The sequence below is a fragment of the Geodermatophilus sp. SYSU D00867 genome (assembly GCF_054050315.1).
Map to the genome: position 1 here is coordinate 41,944 of NZ_JBJGZC010000019.1, position 17,614 is coordinate 59,557.

A 17,614-nucleotide genomic window follows, 5' to 3' on the forward strand; every position below is an offset into this window, starting at 1 on the left:
GCGCGAGAGCGCCAACGCGCACCACACCGCTCACATCGGGGTAGCCGCGCTCACGCACAGAGGATCACACCCTGCTGCCGAGCTCAGCCGAGGCTGAGCAGGTCGGTCAGGTAGGGGTCCACGGTCTCGCGGACGCCGGTGTTGGCGTATACGAACCACACCGCGACGCCGAGGAACAGCGGCGCCAGCACCGCCTTCTCCAGCGTCGTCCCGGTGCGCATCGGGGTGAGTGCGAGCCGCCGCCGCTTGGCCAGCCACAGCACCGGCAGCGGCACGCCCTGCCTGGTGATCAGGTCGCCCGCGATGTGGGTCAGGACGCCGAGCCCCACCGCGTAGGGCAGCCACGTCGGTTGCGGGCTGTGCGCCAGCAGCAGCCAGGCGCCGCCGAAGGAGAGCAGCAGGTTGCCGACGACGGTGTTCTCCGCCCGGCCGGGGATGACGAAGTGCAGCGCCCGCAGCGCCAGCCCGATCCCGAGCGCCATGACCACGAGGCTGGCCCAGAACAGGTTCGCCGCGGCCAGCGCGAGCGCGCCGAAGGCCAGCGGCGCCAGGACGGCGTCGTGGGTGCCCCAGCGGTGCCCGCCGGCCAGCCGGCCGATCGCGCCGGAGGGCACGTCGGTCACCGGCCCCCACATGTCCGAGACCGTGGAGCCGGTGTGGTCGAGGTCGGGCAGCATGGCGAACCCGCCGACGGCGGCGACCCACGCGACCTGGGCGACGGTGCCCTCGACGGGCGCCCAGGGCAGGGTCGCCGCCCCGGCCGCGAGTCCGGACAGGGCGTGCGAGTGACCGAGCACGGACACAGCGTGCCGTCGTCCGCGGCCCGGCCGGCGCAGGCGCGCTCCGGAGACGACGAGATCGGCGGTCCCGCCGCCTCCGGGTGGCCGGAGCGGGCGGGACCGCCGATCTCGTGAGGGTCCTTCGTCTAGTCGAGGTCGTCGACGTCGTCGGTGCCGCCGCGCGCCAGCCACGTGGCCAGCCGCTCGACCGGCACCTCGAAGTCGGGGTGCTGGTCGACGAAGGCCCGCAGCTGGTCGGCCAGCCAGGCGAGGGTCACCTGCTCCTCGCCGCGCCGGTCGGCCAGCTCCTCCAGCCCGCGGTCGGTGAAGTACACGCCGGGCTCAGTCCGCGAAGGCGCTCGCGATGAGCTCCTTCTGCTCCACCTCGTGGACCTTCGCCGAGCCGACCGCCGGGCTGGCCGAGGCCTTCCGGCTGACCCGCCGCAGCGTCCGGCCGCCGAGGTGCTCGGGGAGGTTGAGCGCCATGAACGACCAGGCGCCCATGTTCGCCGGCTCCTCCTGCACCCAGACCAGGTCCTGCGCGTTCGGGTAGCGGCCGACCGCCTCGGCGATCTGCTCGGCCGGCAGCGGGTAGAGCTGCTCGACCCGCAGGATCGCGGTGTCCGCGCGGCCCTCGCTCTCCCGCTGCGCGAACAGGTCGTAGGCGACCTTGCCGCTGCACAGCAGCACCCGGCGCACCGCGGCGTCGTCGAGCGGCTCGCCGCCGACACCCGGGTCGCCGAGCACCGGGCGGAAGCCCTCGTCGGTGAAGTCCGCGACCGGGCTGACCGCCGCCTTGGCCCGCAGCAGCGACTTCGGCGTGAACACGACCAGCGGCCGGTGCACGTCGGAGAGCGCCTGCCGGCGCAGCAGGTGGAAGTAGTTGCCCGGCGTCGAGCAGTTGGCGACGGTCATGTTGTTCTCGGCGCACAGCTGCAGGAACCGCTCGATGCGGCCGCTGGAGTGGTCCGGGCCCTGCCCCTCGAGGCCGTGCGGCAGCAGCATGGTCACGCCGGAGCGCTGGCCCCACTTGGCCTCGCCGGAGGAGATGAACTCGTCGATGACCATCTGCGCGCCGTCGACGAAGTCACCGAACTGGGCCTCCCAGAGGACCAGCGCCTTGGGGTTGGCCACCGAGTAGCCGTACTCGAAGCCCAGCGCCGCGTACTCGGACAGCAGCGAGTCGTAGACGAAGAACTTCGCCTGGTCCTCGGCCAGGTGCGCCAGCGGCGTGTACTCGGCGGCGGTCTCCCGGTCGATGAGCACCGAGTGGCGCTGCACGAACGTGCCGCGGCGGGAGTCCTGACCGGCCAGCCGCACCGGCACGCCCTGCATGAGCAGCGACCCGAAGGCCAGCAGCTCGCCCATCGCCCAGTCGATGCCGCCCTCGCTGACCATCGCCGCGCGCCGCTCGAGCAGCCGCTTGAGCTTGGGGTGCGGGGTGAAGTCCGGCGGCAGCGAGACGTGCGCGTCGCCGATCGCCTTCATCACCTCGGGGGTGATGGCGGTGGCGACGGCCGAGACCTGCTGGGCCGGCTGGTCCATGACCGGCTGCGGCTTCGGGGTCTCGGTCGCGTCGTGGGTCTCGGCGAAGGCCCGCTCCAGCTGGTCGCGGTAGTCCTTCAGGGCCTCCTCGGCCTCGGCCAGCGTGATGTCGCCGCGGCCGACCAGCGCCTCGGTGTACAGCTTCCGGACCGAGCGCTTGCGGTCGATGATGTCGTACATCAGCGGCTGGGTCATCGACGGGTCGTCGCCCTCGTTGTGCCCGCGGCGGCGGTAGCAGACCAGGTCGATGACGACGTCCTTCTTGAACGCCTGCCGGTACTCGACCGCCAGCCGGGCCACGCGCACGCACGCCTCGGGGTCGTCGCCGTTGACATGGAAGACCGGCGCGTTGACCATCCGCGCGACGTCGGTCGAGTACAGGCTCGAGCGGGCCGCGGCCGGGCTGGTGGTGAAGCCGACCTGGTTGTTGATGACCACGTGCACGGTGCCGCCGGTGCGGTAGCCGCGCAGCTGGGACAGGTTCAGCGTCTCCTGGACGACGCCCTGGCCGGCGAAGGCGGAGTCGCCGTGCAGCAGGACCGGCAGGACGGTGAAGCCCTGCTCGCCCTTGTCGATCATGTCCTGCTTGGCGCGGGTGATGCCCTCGAGGACGGGGTTGACCGTCTCCAGGTGCGAGGGGTTGCTGGCCAGCGAGACGGCGATCTGGGCACCCGGCTTGAACGGGTTCTCGAAGGTGCCCTCGGCGCCGAGGTGGTACTTGACGTCGCCCGAGCCCTGGACCGTGCCGGGGTCGATGTTGCCCTCGAACTCGCCGAAGATCTTCGAGTAGCTCTTGCCGAGGACGTTGGCGAGCACGTTGAGCCGGCCGCGGTGGGCCATGCCGATCGCGACCTCGTCGAGGCCGTGGTCGGTGCCGGCGATGAGGACCTCGTCGAGGATCGGGATGACCGACTCGCCGCCCTCGAGGCTGAACCGCTTCTGGCCGACGTACTTGGTCTGCAGGAAGGTCTCGAACGCCTCAGCGGCGTTGAGCCGGCCGAGGATGTGCTTCTGCTTCTCCCGGTCGGGCTGCTCGGCCTTGAGCTCGATGCGCTTCTGCAGCCACTCGCGCTCCTCGGGGTCGGTGATGTGCATGTACTCCACGCCGACGGTCCGGCAGTAGGAGTTGCGCAGCACGCCGAGGATGTCGCGCAGCGGCATGACCTTCTCGCCGACGAACCCGCCGACGGGGAAGGGCCGGTCGAGGTCCCACAGCGTGAGGCCGTGCTGGAGGATGTCCAGGTCGGGGTGACTGCGGACCTTGAACTCGAGCGGGTCGGTGTCGGCCATGAGGTGGCCGTTGCGCCGGTAGGACTCGATGACCTCGATGACCCGGGCTTCCTTGTCGATCTGCCCCTCGCGGCTCACCCGCACGTCCGGCATCCAGCGCACCGGCTCGTAGGGGAGGCGCAGCGACCGGAAGACCTCGTCGTAGAAGCCGTCCTCGCCGAGCAGCAGCTGGTGCAGCCGGCGCAGGAAGTCGCCGGACTCGGCGCCCTGGATGATCCGGTGGTCGTAGGTCGAGGTCAGCGTGATGATCTTCGAGACGCCGAGCTCGGTCAGCGCCTCGGGGCTCATCCCCTGGAACTCGGCCGGGTACTCCATCGCGCCGACGCCGATGATCGCGCCCTGGCCGGCGGTCAGCCGCGGCACCGAGTGGACGGTGCCGATCGTGCCGGGGTTGGTCAGGCTGATCGTGGTGCCGGAGAAGTCCTCGAGGGTCAGCTTGCCGGCGCGGGCGCGGCGGATGACGTCCTCGTAGGCGCCCCAGAACTGGGCGAAGTCCATCTGCTCGGCGGCCTTGATCGAGGCGACGACGAGCGAGCGGGAGCCGTCGGCCTTGGGCAGGTCGATGGCGAGGCCGAAGTTGACGTGCTCGGGCTGCACCAGGGTCGGCTTGCCGTCGACCTCGGCGAAGGCCGCGTTCATGTTCGGGAAGTCGTCCAGCGCCCGGACCAGCGCGTAGCCGATCAGGTGGGTGAACGAGACCTTCCCGCCGCGCGAGCGCTTCAGGTGGTTGTTGATGACGATGCGGTTGTCGGCCAGCAGCTTGGCCGGCACCGCCCGCACGCTCGTCGCCGTCGGCACGGTGAGCGAGGCGTTCATGTTCTTGACGACGCTGGCCGCCGCACCCCGCAGCGGGATCCGCTTCGGGCCGTCGGCGGCGGCCGGGGCGGGCTTGGCGGCCGGGGCGGGCTTCGCCGGGGCGGGCGCGGCCTTCGCCTTCTGGTCGGCGCGGTCGGCGGCCTGGTCGACCACGGTGGCCTCCGTGCGCTCGGGGACCGGGGTGGCGCGCGCCGGGGCCGGGGACGGCGCCGCGGGGGCGGTGGCCGGCGGAGCCGAGGCGGCGGCGTCGGCGGCCGCGGGGCGCTCGGGGGCGGCCGCGGGGGCCGGCTGCGCGGCGGCGCCGTTGCCGGCGGGGGCCTGCTCACGGTCGTCGCTCGCGGCGACCGGGCTGCCCGGCCGGTAGTCGGCGAAGAAGTCGTGCCAGGCCTGGTCCACGCTGGACGGGTCGGCGAGGTACTGCTGGTACATCTCCTCGACCAGCCACTCGTTGGTGCCGAAGCCCGCCACCGCGGAGGAGGACGAGGTGGTGGACGGCCGGGATGAGTTGTCGCGTGACACGGGGCGAGTGCCTTCTTCGTCGTCGGTGGACGTCGCTGGACCGGGGTTGGAGTCTACGCCCGTCCGGTTCTCCGGAACCGGACGGAGCAGGCCGTCCGCGTTCCGGACGCCGCTGGTCGGGGGCCGGTCAGTCGGTCGCGCCGGACGCGACGAGCAGGTCGACGAGCGCGTCCCGGGCGCCCGCCTGACCAGCGTCGCGCCGGTGGCGGGCCGCCGCGACCCGGCCGATGTCCAGGGCGCTGGCGCCGTCGCTGGTGGTGGCGTTGACGTCGGCCCCGGCGGCCAGCAGCAGCCGCACGACCTCGGGCGCGTCGTCGCCCGGGCCGGCCGCGACCGCCTCGTGCAGCGCCGTGCGGCCGGTGTCGGGGTCCCGGCGGCCGACGGTGGCGCCGGCGTCGAGCAGCACGCGGACCAGGTCCGGGCGGCCGGCGGCGGCCGCCGCGGCCAGCGCGCCGCCGTCGGGGTCGGCGCCGCGGTCGAGCAGCAGGCGGAGCGCGCCCGCCGCCCCGCCGGCGGCGGCGAGCGTCAGCAGGTCCCAGCCGCCCGCGGCGTCGGTCAGCGGCGCCCCGGCGTCGAGCTCGGCGGCGAGCCGGCCGGTGTCGTCGAGGTAGGCGGCGGCCGCGGCGTCGACGGCCGCGCCCAGCCCGGTGAGGACGGGCACCAGCTGCGGGGCGTGCTCGACGGCGACGTGCAGCGGCGTGCGGCCGGACTCGGTGCGCGCGGCGAGGTCGGCACCGGCCTCGACCAGCACCTCGACCACGTCCTCGCGGCCCTGCGCGACGGCCAGGTGCAGCGGGGTCCAGCCGCCGTCGCCGTCGTGGTCGACCGCGCCGGTCAGCAGCCGCGGCGTCTCGGCGACGGCGCTGCGGACGGCCTCGGCGTCGCCGTCGGCCACCAACCGGCCCAGGCGCTGCACGGTCATGCGGGTGGTCATGCGGGAGGACCTCTCGGTGCGGGTTCGGGGAGGCCGGCGACGGCTAGCCGACGTCGCGGCGGACGGCGAGGAAGGTGCCGAGCAGGGCCGCCAGCAGACCGTAGCCGAGCAGCAGCAGGCCGCCCTGCCACGGCTCCAGCAGGTCCGGGGCCTGGAAGTCGGAGGTGATCGCCTGCACCGCACCGCCGGGCAGCCACTTGTAGGCGCCCTGGATCGCGCCGATCGAGGAGATGATCGGCTCCGCCACGTACAGGTAGACCAGCGCGCCGACGATCGCGCCGACCTGGTTGCGCAGCAGCGCGCCGACGCCCACGCCGATGACGGCGAAGACGACGAGCACCAGCCCGGCCGCGCCCAGCGTCCGCAGGTTGTCCGCGTCCAGCGACGGCGCCGCCCCGCGGGCACCGGCGTAGACCAGCACGACGACGGCGTCGACGACCAGCACGAGCAGCGCGAACGGGACGGCCGCGGCGGCGTAGGCGAGCAGCTTGCCGGTGACCACCCGCCCGCGGCGCGGGGTGGTGAGGAAGGTCGGCGTCGCGGTGCGGTGCCGGTACTCGGCGGTCATCCCGATGATGCCGAGGATCAGGAAGAAGACGCTGGCGTTGGCCGCGACGGAGAAGACGACCTCCTCGTACTCCGGCGTCCCCACCGCGGGCAGCCCCGGCTGGCCGTCCTGCTCGGCGCCGGCCAGGCCGGTGAACAGCGCGGCGAAGCCGCCGGCCATGAGGCAGGCGCCGGCCAGCAGGCCGATCCACACGCGGGTGGTGAACAGCTTGGTCCACTCGGCGCGCACCAGCGCGGTCATCGGGCGGCTCCCTCGGTGGTCGCGGCGGCCGGGCCGGCGGCGAACTGCTCCTGGCCGGCGGTGAGCCGGAAGTAGAGGTCCTCGAGGCCGGTGGTCTCGGCGCGCAGCTCGTGCAGCTCGACCCCGGCGGCGAAGGCGCGGGCGCCGACGTCGGCCGTCGTCGTCCCGGTGACGGTGACCAGGCCGTCGTCGCCGCGGGTGGCGGGGATGCCCGCCCCCGCGAGGACGGCGGCCAGCCGGTCGGCCTCGGGGCTGCGGGCGAGCACGCTGCCCCCGGACGTCCCGGCGCGCAGCTCGGCGATCGAGCCCTGCCGCACCAGCCGGCCGGCGCCGACGATGACCACGCGGTCGGCGGTCTGCTCGACCTCGGCCAGCAGGTGGCTGGACACGAGGATCGTGCGGCCCTCGTCGTGGGCGAGGTGCCGCAGGAACCCGCGCAGCCAGAGGATGCCCTCGGGGTCCAGGCCGTTGGCCGGCTCGTCGAGCACGAGCACCGGCGGGTCGCCCAGCAGGGCGGTGGCCAGCGCCAGCCGCTGCCGCATGCCCAGGGAGTAGCCGCCGGCACGGCGGCGCCCGGCGGTGGTGAGCCCGACCCGCTCGAGCACCTCGTCGGCGCGGGAGACGGGCAGTCCGGCGGCGCGGCAGTACACGCGCAGGTGGTCGCGGCCGGAGCGGGCGGGGTGGAACGCGGTCTCGAGGACGGCGCCGACGGTGCGCACCGGCTCGCGCAGGGCCGCGTAGGGGACGCCGTCGAAGGTCGCGGTGCCGGCGTCGGGTGTGACCAGCTCGAGGACCATCCGCAGCGTCGTCGTCTTGCCCGCGCCGTTGGGGCCGAGGAAGCCGGTCACCGAGCCCGGCTCCACGGTGAAGCCGAGGTCGGAGACGGCCCGCACCGTGCCGAAGGTCTTGCTCAGGCCGGCCACCTCGACCCGCACCGGTCCCGGGCGTCCGGGGGTCGCGCTGGTCATGGTCCTCCTCGGCCGTCGGGTCCCCGTGCGGTCGCCATCCTGGCCCACGCCGGGGACGCCGCCGAGGTCCCGGGGGGAGCGGCGCGCCGCCGGTCACGGCCCGGCAACCCTCCGTCCACCAGCCGTTTCCCGGCAGCCCGATCGGGTGCCCGGCCGTGACCGGCGGCACAGCGGCGCGGCGCGATCACTACAGTGCGCGCCGTGAGCGCGTATCGGACGGTCGTGGTCGGGACGGACGGCTCGGAGTCCTCGCTGCGCGCGGTCGCGCGGGCCGGTGCCCTCGCCGGCGCCTGCGGGGCGACCCTCGTCGTGGCCTGCGCCCACCTGCCCACCGAGGAGGACGACCGGGAGCTGTCCCGGGCCCGGGACGTGCTGGGGGACGAGGCCTACCAGGTGGTCGGCTCGACCCCCGCCGAGGAGACCGTGCGTCACGCCGGTGAGGTGGCGTCGGAGGCGGGCGCCGGCGACGTGCGCACCGTCGCCGTCCTCGGGTCGCCGGTGGAGGCGCTGCTCGACGTCGTCCGGCGCGAGGACGCCGACCTGCTGGTGGTCGGCAACCGCGGGCTCAACGGCATCCGGGGCCGGCTGCTGGGCTCGGTGCCGGCCGACGCCACGCGCCGCTCGGCCTGCGACGTGCTCGTCGTCCACACGACGGGCTGACCCGGGGCGGACGTGGACCCCCTGTCCGGCCCGGACCGCGACGCCGTCCGGGAGGCCCTGGAGCGGCTGCTGCTCGGCGGCCCGCGCCGGCTGACCCGGCTGGAGGTGGCCGCGGCCGCGGGCATGCCGCCCGAGCGGACCCAGCGGCTGTGGCGCGCGCTGGGCTTCCCCGACGTCGCCGACGACGACCCGGCCTTCACCCTCGCCGACGTCGGGGCGCTGGGGACCCTGTCGGCGCTCATCGACTCCGGCTTCGTCGACCTCGACACCGAGGCCTCGATCGCCCGGGCCACCGGACAGGCGCTGTCGCGGCTGGCCGACTGGCAGACCGACCTGCTCGCCGACGTCCTCACCCGGCAGGCCCGCGAGCTCGGCCCCGAGGCCGTCGACCCGGTCGCCGCGGCCGACGTGCTGCTCCCGCTGCTGGCCCGCACCCAGGACTACGTGTGGCGCCGGCACCTCGCGGCCAACATCGACCGGGTGCTGGCGACCGGCGAGCCCGGCGACCGCCGCGAGCTCGCCGTCGGGTTCGCCGACCTGGTCGGCTACACCTCCCGCTCCCGCGGCATGGCCGCCCGCGAGCTCGGCGCGATGGTCGAGGCGTTCGAGGCGACCGCGACCGAGGTCATCGCCCGCTCGCACGGCCGGGTGGTGAAGACCGTCGGCGACGGCGTCCTCTACACCGCCGCCTCCGCCGACGACGCCGTCGAGATCGGGCTGACCCTGCCCGAGGCGTGGGACGCCCCCGACCGGCCGCCGCTGCGGGTCGGCGCCGCCTACGGCACGGTGCTCACCCGGCTCGGCGACGTCTACTCGCCGGTGGTCAACCTGGCCAGCCGGCTGACCTCGGTGGCCCGCGCCGGGACGGTGCTGGTCGACCGCGAGCTCGCCCGCCGCCTGCGGGGGCACCCCCGCTACCGGGTGCGGCCGCTGCGCCGGGTGTCGGTGCGCGGCTACGACCACCTCCGGCCCTGGCTCGTCCGCCGCCGCCCGGCGGGGGAGGAGGACAACGTGCTCGAGGCGATGCTCGACGAGATGGCCGACGAGGTGCTCGGCAGGGACCACGACGAGGACCTCGACGGGGACCTCGACGGGGACCTCGACGGGGACCTCGACGGGGACCTCGACGGGGACCTCGACGGGGACCTCGACGGGGACCGCGACGACGAGGCGGGCGACGGGAACGCGCGCGACGCCTGACCGGCCCGCGCGCTACCGTGGGCGCGTGCTGTGAGCCCCGGAACGACGTCGACCCGACCGATCCGTCCTCCCGGGAGCACCCCCATGAGCGCCACCCTCGTCGCGCGCGGCCTGGCCGCCGGCCACGGCGCGCGCGTCCTCTTCTCCGGCCTCGACCTCGTCGTCGCGCCCGGTGACGTCGTCGGCCTGGTCGGCGTCAACGGCGCCGGCAAGTCCACGCTGCTGCGCACGCTGGCCGGCGAGCTGCCCGCCGGCTCCGGCTCGATCACGCTGAGCCCGCCGACGGCGACCGTCGGGCACCTGCCGCAGGAGCGCGACCGCCGCGAGGGCGAGACCGTCGCCGCCGCGCTGGCCCGCCGCACCGGCGTCGCCGCCGCGCAGGCCGCCCTCGACGCCGCCACCGCCGACCTCGCCGAGGGCCGCCCCGGCGCCGACGACGCCTACGCCGAGGCGCTGGAGCGCTGGCTGGCCCTGGGCGGCGCCGACCTCGACGAGCGGCTCGAGCAGGTCCTCGCCGAGGTCGCCCCCGGCGTCGGCCCGGACGCCGCGGTGCCCGCGCTGTCCGGGGGCCAGGCGGCGCGGGTGGGGCTGGCCGCGCTGCTGCTGTCCCGCTACGACGTGCTGCTGCTCGACGAGCCGACCAACGACCTCGACCTGGCCGGCCTCGACCGGCTCGAGCGCTTCGTCGCCGGCAACCGCGCCGGCGTCGTCGTGGTCAGCCACGACCGGGAGTTCCTCGCCCGCACGGTGACCCGCGTGGTCGAGCTCGACCTCGCCCAGCAGCTGGTCCGGGTGGTCGACGGCGGCTACGAGGCCTACCTGGCCGAGCGGGAGGTGGCCCGCCGGCACGCGCGCGAGGAGTACGAGGAGTACGCGGAGACCCGGGCCGAGCTGGAGGCCCGGGCGCGCATGCAGCGCAACTGGCTGGCCAAGGGGGTCCGCGACGCGGTCAAGAAGTCGAAGGACCCCGACAAGCACATCAAGGCGCACAACCGGGCGACGGCGGAGAAGCAGGGGGCCAAGGCCAAGCAGACCGAGCGCCGGCTCGAGCGGCTGGAGGTGGTCGAGGAGCCCCGCAAGGAGTGGGAGCTGCGGATGACCATCGCCGCCGCCCCGCGGGCCGGGGCCGTCGTCGCCACCCTGCGCGACGCCGTGGTGCGCCGCGGGGACTTCACCCTCGGGCCGGTGAGCCTGCAGGTCGACTGGGGCGACCGGCTGGCGATCACCGGGCCCAACGGCGCGGGCAAGACGACGCTGCTCGGCGCGCTGCTGGGCCGGGTGCCGCTGGACTCCGGCGCCGCGTCGCTCGGCCCGGCGGTGCGGCTCGGCGAGGTCGACCAGGCCCGCGGGCTGTTCACCGGCGACCGGCGGCTGCTCGACGCCTTCGCCGCCGAGGTGCCGGACTGGCCGACCGCCGAGGTGCGCACCCTGCTGGCCAAGTTCGGCCTCACCGCCGAGCACGTGCTGCGGACCGCGGCGACCCTCTCGCCGGGGGAGCGCACCCGCGCGGCGCTGGCGCTGCTGCAGGCCCGCGGGGTGAACGTGCTCGTCCTCGACGAGCCGACCAACCACCTCGACCTGCCGGCGATCGAGCAGCTGGAGTCGGCGCTGGCGGCCTACCCGGGCACGCTGCTGCTGGTCACCCACGACCGCCGGATGCTCGAGGCGGTGGCCACCACCCGGCGGATCACCGTCGACGGCGGCCGGGTCAGGGAATGAAGGACCTCCCTGCCCCCCACCACTCGCAGGCTCGTGGCGGGGCCCTGCAGGGAGGCCGGAACAGCGGCAGGTGCTGCGCGCCGGCTGCTAGCTGAGGTCCTGGCCCAGCGCCTCGTCCAGGCCGACGGTGGCCATGCCGGCCCACGTCTCGTCGACGTGGTGGGCCAGGACCATGAGGTCGCGCAGGTTGCCCTCGCGGTCCCGGATGTGGTCGCGCAGCAGCGCCTCCCCGGTGAAGCCCAGGTCGGTGAACAGCGCCAGCGCCGCGCCCTGCTCGGCGACCACCTCGACGACCAGCTTCGCCAGCCCGTCGCCGACCGCCGTCACCAGCGCCTGCCGGGCGAGCTGGCGGCCCAGGCCCGCGCCGCGCCGGGTGGGGGAGACGACCAGCCGCACCTCCCCGACGTGCGAGGACCAGCCGGGCAGCGGGCGCACCGCGACGTAGCCGGCGACCTCGTCCCCGTCCAGCGCCACGAACCGCCGTCCGCCCGCGCCGCCCGACGCCCAGGACCGGACGACGTCGGGGTCGGTGACCTCCTCCTCGATGAAGGTCAGGTCCCCCTCGGGCAGGCCCGCGAAGAAGCGCAGCAGCGCGTCGCAGTGCGCCGACTCCAGCTCGACGACCTCCACGGTCAGTCCTCCCCGACCTCGTCGCTGCGCTTCCTCAGGAAGCCGATGATCTCCGGCACGGTCGTCTTCGCCGCCGTCCGGCCCACGACCAGGCCCATGTGCCCCGCGTTGAGCCGCAGCTCGTGCTTGTCCTCCGAGCCGACCAGGTCGATCAGCGGGGCGGTCGCGTCCGGCGGGACGATGTGGTCGCGGTCGGCGCGCACGGTGAGGAACGGCAGCCGGATGTCCGACAGGTGCACCGGGTCCCCGGCGACGGTCAGCCGGTCGGTGACCATCCCGTTGTCCCGGACCAGCATCTGCACCGTCTCGCGGGCGGCCGCGCCGGGGAACGGGATGTGGTCGTCGGACCAGCCGGTCATCGCCTGGTAGGCCTGCACGTACTCGTCGTTCCAGAGCCGCTCCCACAGCGTCACGTACCGGGTGACCTCGGAGGTGGGGGTGAGGGTGCGGAACCCCTGGACGACGACCCGCGGCGGCACGTTGCCGTCCTCGTCGACCACGTCGTCGACCTCGAGGCCGCCGCGGAAGACGTCGGCCATCGGCCCCATCTTCGTGAAGTCGACCGGGGTGGCCAGCACGGTGAGGCTGCGGACCGGGGCGTCGGGGTGGTGGGCGGCGTAGAGCAGGGTCAGGTCGCCGCCGAAGCAGTAGCCGAACAGGTTGACCTCGTCGGCGCCGGACAGCTCGCGGACCCGCTCGACGGCGGCGGGGATGTAGTCGTCGACGTAGTCCTCGAGCCGGTTCTGCGCGTCCCGGGCGTCGGGCTCGCCCCAGTCGACCATGTAGACGTCGAACCCCGCGTCGAGCAGCTGCTCGACGAAGGAGTTCCCCGGCGTGAGGTCGAGGATGTAGCTGCGGCTGATCAGGCTGAACACGATCAGCAGCGGCGGCGAGTACCGCACCTTGTCGCTGCGGTAGTGCCACAGCTGCGTGCGGCCGCGCTCCCAGACGACGTCCTTGGGCGTCAGCCCCACGCCGGGCCGGTCGACGCCGGCGACGAGCTTGATGCCGTTACGTGCGCGGAGGGCGTTGCGCTCCACGTCGCGGCGGACGCGGTCGAGGACCGCCTGGGGACTGGGCACCGTCGGCATCGGCTTCCTCCGAGGACGAGGGGGGCGGGACGTCCGCCGTCCGGGGACGGCGGCGCTCGTTCTCCAGCTGCACGGTCAGCCGCCGGACCTCGCGGTCGAGCGCGCCGACCTGGGCGCGCAGCCGGGCGAGGTCGGTGCCGGCGGGCAGGTTGACCAGGTGCCAGGCGCGCGCGGAGACGCCGCGGGCGGTGTCCCGGGCCAGCGTCTGCGCCCGGCGCAGCAGCCCGACGCCGGTGGCGAAGTACGGCGTCCGCACCAGGCTCTCGGCGTGCGGCGCCACCCGCTTCTCGGCGGCGTCGAAGGCCTGCCGCCACAAGGGGGTGCCCGGGGGGTCCTGCGGCGACATCGACGTACCTCCTACGGCTGGGACCTGCTGCCCGCCGGCCCTCCCTACCCGCCCGCCCGGTGATCTACCGCACAGCGCCGTTACGGTCCGGGGACGAGATCAGCAGGGGAGAGGAGACCACGGTGGCGGACAGGACGATCCTGGACATGTTCCGGCTCGACGGGAAGGTGGCGATCGTCACGGGGGCGTCCTCGGGGCTGGGCGTGGTGTTCGCGCGGGCGCTGGCCCAGGCCGGGGCGGACGTGGCGCTGGGGGCCCGCCGCGAGGACCGGATGGCCGCCACGAAGGAGGCGGTCGAGGCGGAGGGCCGGCGGGCGATCACCGTGCGCACCGACGTGGCGAAGGTGGAGGACTGCCAGGCGCTGGTCGACGCCGCGATGGCCGAGTTCGGCCGGGTCGACGTCCTCGTGAACAACGCGGGGATCGGCACCGCGGCGCCGGCCACCCGGGAGAAGCCCGAGGAGTTCCGGGCGGTGATCGACGTCAACCTCAACGGCTGCTACTGGATGGCCCAGGCCTGCGGGCGGGTGATGAAGCCGGGCAGCTCGATCGTGAACATCTCCAGCGTGCTGGGCCTGACCACCGCCGGGCTGCCGCAGGCGGCCTACGCGGCGAGCAAGGCCGGCCTGATCGGGCTGACCCGCGACCTCGCCCAGCAGTGGACCGGCCGCAAGGGCATCCGGGTCAACGCGCTCGCGCCGGGCTTCTTCGCCTCGGAGATGACCGACCAGTACCCCGAGGGCTACCTCGACCAGCAGATGGGCCGGGTGCTCGCCGGCCGCGCCGGCGACCCGATGGAGCTCGCCGCCGCCCTGGTCTTCCTGGTCAGCGACGCGGGCGGCTACGTCACCGGGACGACGATCCCGGTGGAGGGCGGCATGCTCACCAGCTGACCGCGATCCCGGGGCCCCGCGGGGGCGGGGGGCCGGGGTGGGTCAGCGGCGCGCCGGCGGGGCGGCGAGCCGCGTGATACGGACGACCAGCTGCGGCCCCAACACGCGCGGCAGGTCGTGGCCCATCCCGTCGACGACGAGCAGCTCGGCGCCGGGGATCGCCGCCGCCGTCGCCCGGCCGCCGGACACGTCGATCAACGCGTCGTGCTCGCCGTGGACGACGAGGGTGGGGACGGCGACCCGCGCGAGCTCGGCGGTGCGGTCGGGGCTGGCCAGGATCGCGGCCAGCTGGCGGGCGACGCCGGCCGGGTTGTGGGCGCGGTCGAACGACAGCCCGGCCCGCTCCCGCAGCCCGTGCTCGTCGAACTCGAAGCCGGGGGAGCCGATGACCCGGTAGGTGTCGACCGCACGCTGCACGGCGCTCTCTCGGTCGGTGGCCGGCGGGGCGAGCAGGACGCCGATGGCGGCCTCGGCGGGCGCGCCGACGGCGGGGTCGCCCGTGGTCGACATGATCGAGGTGAGGCTGCGGACCCGGTCCGCGTGCCGGACGGCCAGCGTCTGGGCGATCATCCCGCCCATCGAGGCGCCGACGACGTGGGCGCTGTCGATGCCCAGCGCGTCGAGGAGGGCGGCGGTGTCGTCGGCCATGTCGGCGAGGCGGTAGGGCACCCCCGAGTGGTCGCCGCCCATGACGGCGAGGACGTCGGGCGCCCCGGCGTCGTCGAGGTGGGTGGACAGTCCGATGTCCCGGTTGTCGAACCGGACGACGTACAGGCCGCGCGCGGCCAGCATCCGGCAGAACTCGTCGGGCCATCCGATCATCTGCGTGGCCAGTCCCATGACCAGCAGCAGCGGCGGGTCCCCGGGCGAGCCGAAGGTCTCGTAGGCCAGCTCGACGTCGCCGGCACGGGTGGTCTGCACCCCGGTGTGCTCCATGCTCCGCACGCTAACCCCGGACGCGCGACCGCCCGGCACCGGACGGGACCGGTGCCGGGCGGCGCGACGGGCGGGACGGTCAGCGCTCGGTGACCTGCCGGCCGGGCCGGGCCTCGGCCAGCTCCTCCTGGAGCCGGGTGTAGGCCGGCTTCGGGACGAAGTCCTCGTCCATGACCGTGGCCTCGCCCTCGGCGGGGAAGAACACCGGCACCCAGGAGTACTTGTCGGTGAAGCCCCAGAGGGTGAAGGAGTTGCAGTCCTCGACGGCGAGGCAGGCCTCCAGCGTCCGGCCGTAGTAGTCGGCCTGCTTCTGCAGCTGCTCGGCGGTGGGCTCGCCGCCGGGCGGCAGCACCATGCGGACGTCGAGCTCGGTGACGGCGGTCTCCAGGCCCAGGTCGTCGAACCGCTGCAGGTTCCGCTGCAGGTCGCCGGGGAAGCCGTACTGGATGCTCAGGTGCCCCTGCACCGAGAACCCGTCGACGGGCACGCCCTCGGCCTGCAGCTGCTGGATGAGCGTGTAGTACGCGTTGCTCTTGGGGTTGACGCCCTCCACGCCGTAGTCGTTGAAGAACAGCTTCGCCTCCGGGTCGGCCTCGTGCGCCCAGCGGAAGGCGTCGGCGATGATCCCCGGGCCCAGCTCGCGGATCCAGATGTTCTCCTCCGTCCGCAGCTGGCCCTGGTCGGTGAAGATCTCGTTCGCCACGTCCCACTGCTGGATCTGGCCGGCGTAGCGGCCGACCACCGTCTGGATGTGCTCGCGCAGGATCTCGCGCAGCTCCTCGGGCGAGAAGTCGCCCTGCTCCAGCCACGTGGGGTTCTGGCTGTGCCACAGCAGCGTGTGGCCGCGCACCACCTGGTGGTTCTCGCGGGCGAAGGCGACGATCTCGTCGGCCGGCCCGAAGTTCCACACGTCCCGCTGCGGGCGCAGGAACTCCCACTTCATCTGGTTCTCGGGCGACAGCGAGCTGAACTCCTCGGCGAGGACCTCGCGGTACTGCGCGTCGTTCGGGAATGGGTCGGGGTAGGGCATGTCCACGTGGTGCCCGCCGCCGGCGACGGCGCTGCCGATCACGAGGTCCTGCGGCGCGAGGCGGCGCAGGGTGTCCTGCTTGTCGTAGCCGGGAGCGGTGCCGGTGCCCCCGCCCGCCGGCGCGGCCCAGGCCTGGGCGCCGGTGGACAGCAGGGCGGAGGCGGCGCACGTGGCGGCGGCCAGTCGGAGAACTCGCTTCACGGTGTCCCTCCAAGGACGTCCGGTGCGCGGGCACGGCCCTGTGGCCCGCGTCACTTCCGGAAGTTACCGGAACTTCTGCGGTCCCTCGCAGGGGGGTGGGGCGCCCGGAGCGGCGGTACGTGTCGGGGGACCGCCGTAGGCTGGCCGCCGGCCCGGAGGAGGGGACGTGACGGACACCCAGCGCCATGCCGTGACGATCTCCGAGATCGCCGCGAAGGCCGGCGTGTCCGTGCCCACCGTCTCCCGGGTGCTCAACCACCGCTCCGACGTCGCGCCGCACACCCGGGAGCGGGTGGAGCGGCTGCTGCGCGAGCACGGCTACCAGCGCCGCGGCCCGCACCGGGAGGAGCGGGCGGGCCTGGTCGACCTCGTCTTCGACGACCTCGACAGCCCGTGGGCGCTGGAGGTCATCCGCGGCGTCGAGCAGGCGGCGCACGCCGCCGGGGTGGGCACCGTCGTCTCCGCCGTGCACCGGCGGCGCAGCTCCGCCCGGCTGTGGCTGGACAACGTCCGGGCGCGGGCCAGCGACGGCGTCATCCTGGTCACCACCGCGCTCGACCCGGACCTGCACAGCGAGCTGCGCGGGCTGCACCTGCCGGCGGTCGTCGTCGACCCGGCCGGCCTGCCCGACCTCGACGTCCCCACCATCGGCGCGACCAACTGGGCCGGCGGGGTCGCCGCCACCGAGCACCTCACCGCGCTCGGCCACCGGCGGATCGCCCACGTCGCCGGCCGGCCCGGGCTGTGGTGCACCCGCGCCCGGCTCGACGGGTACCGGGCCGCGCTGGACTTCGCCGGCCTGGCGGCGGACCCGCGGCTGGTCGTCCCCGGCGAGTTCGACTACGCCTCCGGCGCCCGGGCCGCCGCGCAGCTGCTCGAGCTGGCCGACCCGCCGACCGCCGTGTTCGCCGCCAGCGACCAGATGGCGCTCGGCGTCTACGAGGCGGTGCGCCGGCGCGGGCTGCGGGTCCCCGACGACGTGAGCGTCGTCGGCTTCGACGACCTGCCGCAGGCCGCGTGGTCCTCGCCCCCGCTGACCACGGTGCACCAGCCCCTCGGGCAGATGGGGGAGCTGGCCGTCCGCACCGTGCTGCGGCTGGTCAACGGCGAGCGGCTGGAGGGGCCGAAGGTCGAGCTGGCCACCCGGCTCGTCGTGCGCGACAGCACCGCCGCCCCGCGCTGACCGACCCGCCGCGACTCGCCGTCCCGACCTCGGGGGACGCCCTCCGGTGCCGGTCCGCGCTTGCCC

Annotated in this window: 16 protein-coding genes; 5 read left to right on the plus strand and 11 right to left on the minus strand. The window is 74.8% G+C overall.

Translation table 11 applies throughout. From position 1 onward, the window contains the following. Positions 1 to 83: 83 nt before the first annotated feature. The 6 genes from ACI8AK_RS17815 to ACI8AK_RS17840 all read right to left on the minus strand — a co-directional run bounded on the left by ACI8AK_RS17815 (position 84) and on the right by ACI8AK_RS17840 (position 7,659). Entirely contained in the window at positions 84 to 797 is a 714-nt protein-coding gene (locus ACI8AK_RS17815; RefSeq protein ID WP_387990160.1) for a metal-dependent hydrolase, read from the minus strand. Positions 798 to 925: 128 nt separating this feature from the next. Then, positions 926 to 1,114 carry a DUF6104 family protein gene (locus ACI8AK_RS17820; RefSeq protein WP_387990157.1) on the minus strand — a complete coding sequence of 63 codons (189 nt, stop codon included), beginning with the start codon at positions 1,112 to 1,114 and terminating at the stop codon, positions 926 to 928. A gap of 7 nt (positions 1,115 to 1,121) precedes the next feature. Then, positions 1,122 to 4,949 (minus strand): multifunctional oxoglutarate decarboxylase/oxoglutarate dehydrogenase thiamine pyrophosphate-binding subunit/dihydrolipoyllysine-residue succinyltransferase subunit, encoded by a 3,828-nt coding sequence (locus ACI8AK_RS17825; protein ID WP_456957333.1) that lies wholly within the window; start codon positions 4,947 to 4,949, stop codon positions 1,122 to 1,124. A 127-nt stretch (positions 4,950 to 5,076) separates the two neighbouring features. Next, on the minus strand, positions 5,077 to 5,883 hold the full coding sequence (locus tag ACI8AK_RS17830) for an ankyrin repeat domain-containing protein (RefSeq protein WP_456903362.1): 807 nt from the start codon (positions 5,881 to 5,883) through the stop codon (positions 5,077 to 5,079). A 43-nt stretch (positions 5,884 to 5,926) separates the two neighbouring features. Continuing rightward, the gene (locus ACI8AK_RS17835) at positions 5,927 to 6,691 is read right to left on the minus strand and encodes an ABC transporter permease (RefSeq protein WP_456903363.1); all 765 of its coding nucleotides are present in this window, start codon (positions 6,689 to 6,691) and stop codon (positions 5,927 to 5,929) included. Next, positions 6,688 to 7,659 (minus strand): ABC transporter ATP-binding protein, encoded by a 972-nt coding sequence (locus ACI8AK_RS17840; RefSeq protein ID WP_456957335.1) that lies wholly within the window; start codon positions 7,657 to 7,659, stop codon positions 6,688 to 6,690. The genes ACI8AK_RS17835 and ACI8AK_RS17840 overlap by 4 nt, the downstream gene beginning before the upstream one ends. A 201-nt stretch (positions 7,660 to 7,860) precedes the next feature. Between ACI8AK_RS17840 and ACI8AK_RS17845 the strand changes: the two genes are divergently transcribed. The 3 genes from ACI8AK_RS17845 (at position 7,861) to ACI8AK_RS17855 (ending at position 11,238) form a co-directional block, all read left to right on the plus strand. Next, positions 7,861 to 8,319 (plus strand): universal stress protein, encoded by a 459-nt coding sequence (locus ACI8AK_RS17845; protein ID WP_387990141.1) that lies wholly within the window; start codon positions 7,861 to 7,863, stop codon positions 8,317 to 8,319. 12 nt (positions 8,320 to 8,331) lie between these two features. After that, positions 8,332 to 9,519 (plus strand): adenylate/guanylate cyclase domain-containing protein, encoded by a 1,188-nt coding sequence (locus tag ACI8AK_RS17850; protein WP_456957337.1) that lies wholly within the window; start codon positions 8,332 to 8,334, stop codon positions 9,517 to 9,519. Between the two features lie 84 nt (positions 9,520 to 9,603). Further along, positions 9,604 to 11,238 (plus strand): ABC-F family ATP-binding cassette domain-containing protein, encoded by a 1,635-nt coding sequence (locus tag ACI8AK_RS17855; protein WP_456957339.1) that lies wholly within the window; start codon positions 9,604 to 9,606, stop codon positions 11,236 to 11,238. A gap of 87 nt (positions 11,239 to 11,325) precedes the next feature. On the opposite strand, the gene ACI8AK_RS17860 is transcribed toward ACI8AK_RS17855, so the two are convergent. The 3 genes from ACI8AK_RS17860 to ACI8AK_RS17870 are packed head-to-tail and all read right to left on the minus strand — an operon-like array spanning position 11,326 to position 13,305. Continuing rightward, positions 11,326 to 11,868 carry a GNAT family N-acetyltransferase gene (locus ACI8AK_RS17860; RefSeq protein ID WP_387990133.1) on the minus strand — a complete coding sequence of 181 codons (543 nt, stop codon included), beginning with the start codon at positions 11,866 to 11,868 and terminating at the stop codon, positions 11,326 to 11,328. A 2-nt stretch (positions 11,869 to 11,870) separates the two neighbouring features. After that, entirely contained in the window at positions 11,871 to 12,959 is a 1,089-nt protein-coding gene (locus ACI8AK_RS17865) for an alpha/beta fold hydrolase (RefSeq protein ID WP_387990130.1), read from the minus strand. Further along, positions 12,880 to 13,305, minus strand: a complete 426-nt coding sequence (locus ACI8AK_RS17870) for a hypothetical protein (RefSeq protein ID WP_387990128.1) — start codon at positions 13,303 to 13,305, stop codon at positions 12,880 to 12,882. Before ACI8AK_RS17870 ends, ACI8AK_RS17865 begins: the two co-directional genes overlap by 80 nt. Before the next feature lie 122 nt (positions 13,306 to 13,427). Between ACI8AK_RS17870 and ACI8AK_RS17875 the strand changes: the two genes are divergently transcribed. Continuing rightward, positions 13,428 to 14,198 (plus strand): SDR family NAD(P)-dependent oxidoreductase, encoded by a 771-nt coding sequence (locus ACI8AK_RS17875; protein WP_387990125.1) that lies wholly within the window; start codon positions 13,428 to 13,430, stop codon positions 14,196 to 14,198. Positions 14,199 to 14,240: 42 nt separating this feature from the next. Here ACI8AK_RS17875 and ACI8AK_RS17880 read toward each other — a convergent pair whose 3' ends face one another. Both ACI8AK_RS17880 and ACI8AK_RS17885 read right to left on the minus strand, forming a co-directional pair. Beyond that, the gene (locus ACI8AK_RS17880) at positions 14,241 to 15,134 is read right to left on the minus strand and encodes an alpha/beta fold hydrolase (RefSeq protein WP_456957341.1); all 894 of its coding nucleotides are present in this window, start codon (positions 15,132 to 15,134) and stop codon (positions 14,241 to 14,243) included. 79 nt (positions 15,135 to 15,213) lie between these two features. Continuing rightward, a complete protein-coding gene (locus ACI8AK_RS17885) occupies positions 15,214 to 16,365 on the minus strand; it encodes an endo-1,4-beta-xylanase (protein ID WP_387990119.1) in 1,152 nt (383 codons plus the stop codon). 166 nt (positions 16,366 to 16,531) lie between these two features. On the opposite strand from ACI8AK_RS17885, the gene ACI8AK_RS17890 reads away from it, so the two are divergent. After that, positions 16,532 to 17,548: a LacI family DNA-binding transcriptional regulator gene (locus ACI8AK_RS17890; RefSeq protein ID WP_387990116.1), complete on the plus strand. Its 1,017-nt coding sequence runs from the start codon at positions 16,532 to 16,534 to the stop codon at positions 17,546 to 17,548. Positions 17,549 to 17,614 lie beyond the last annotated feature (66 nt).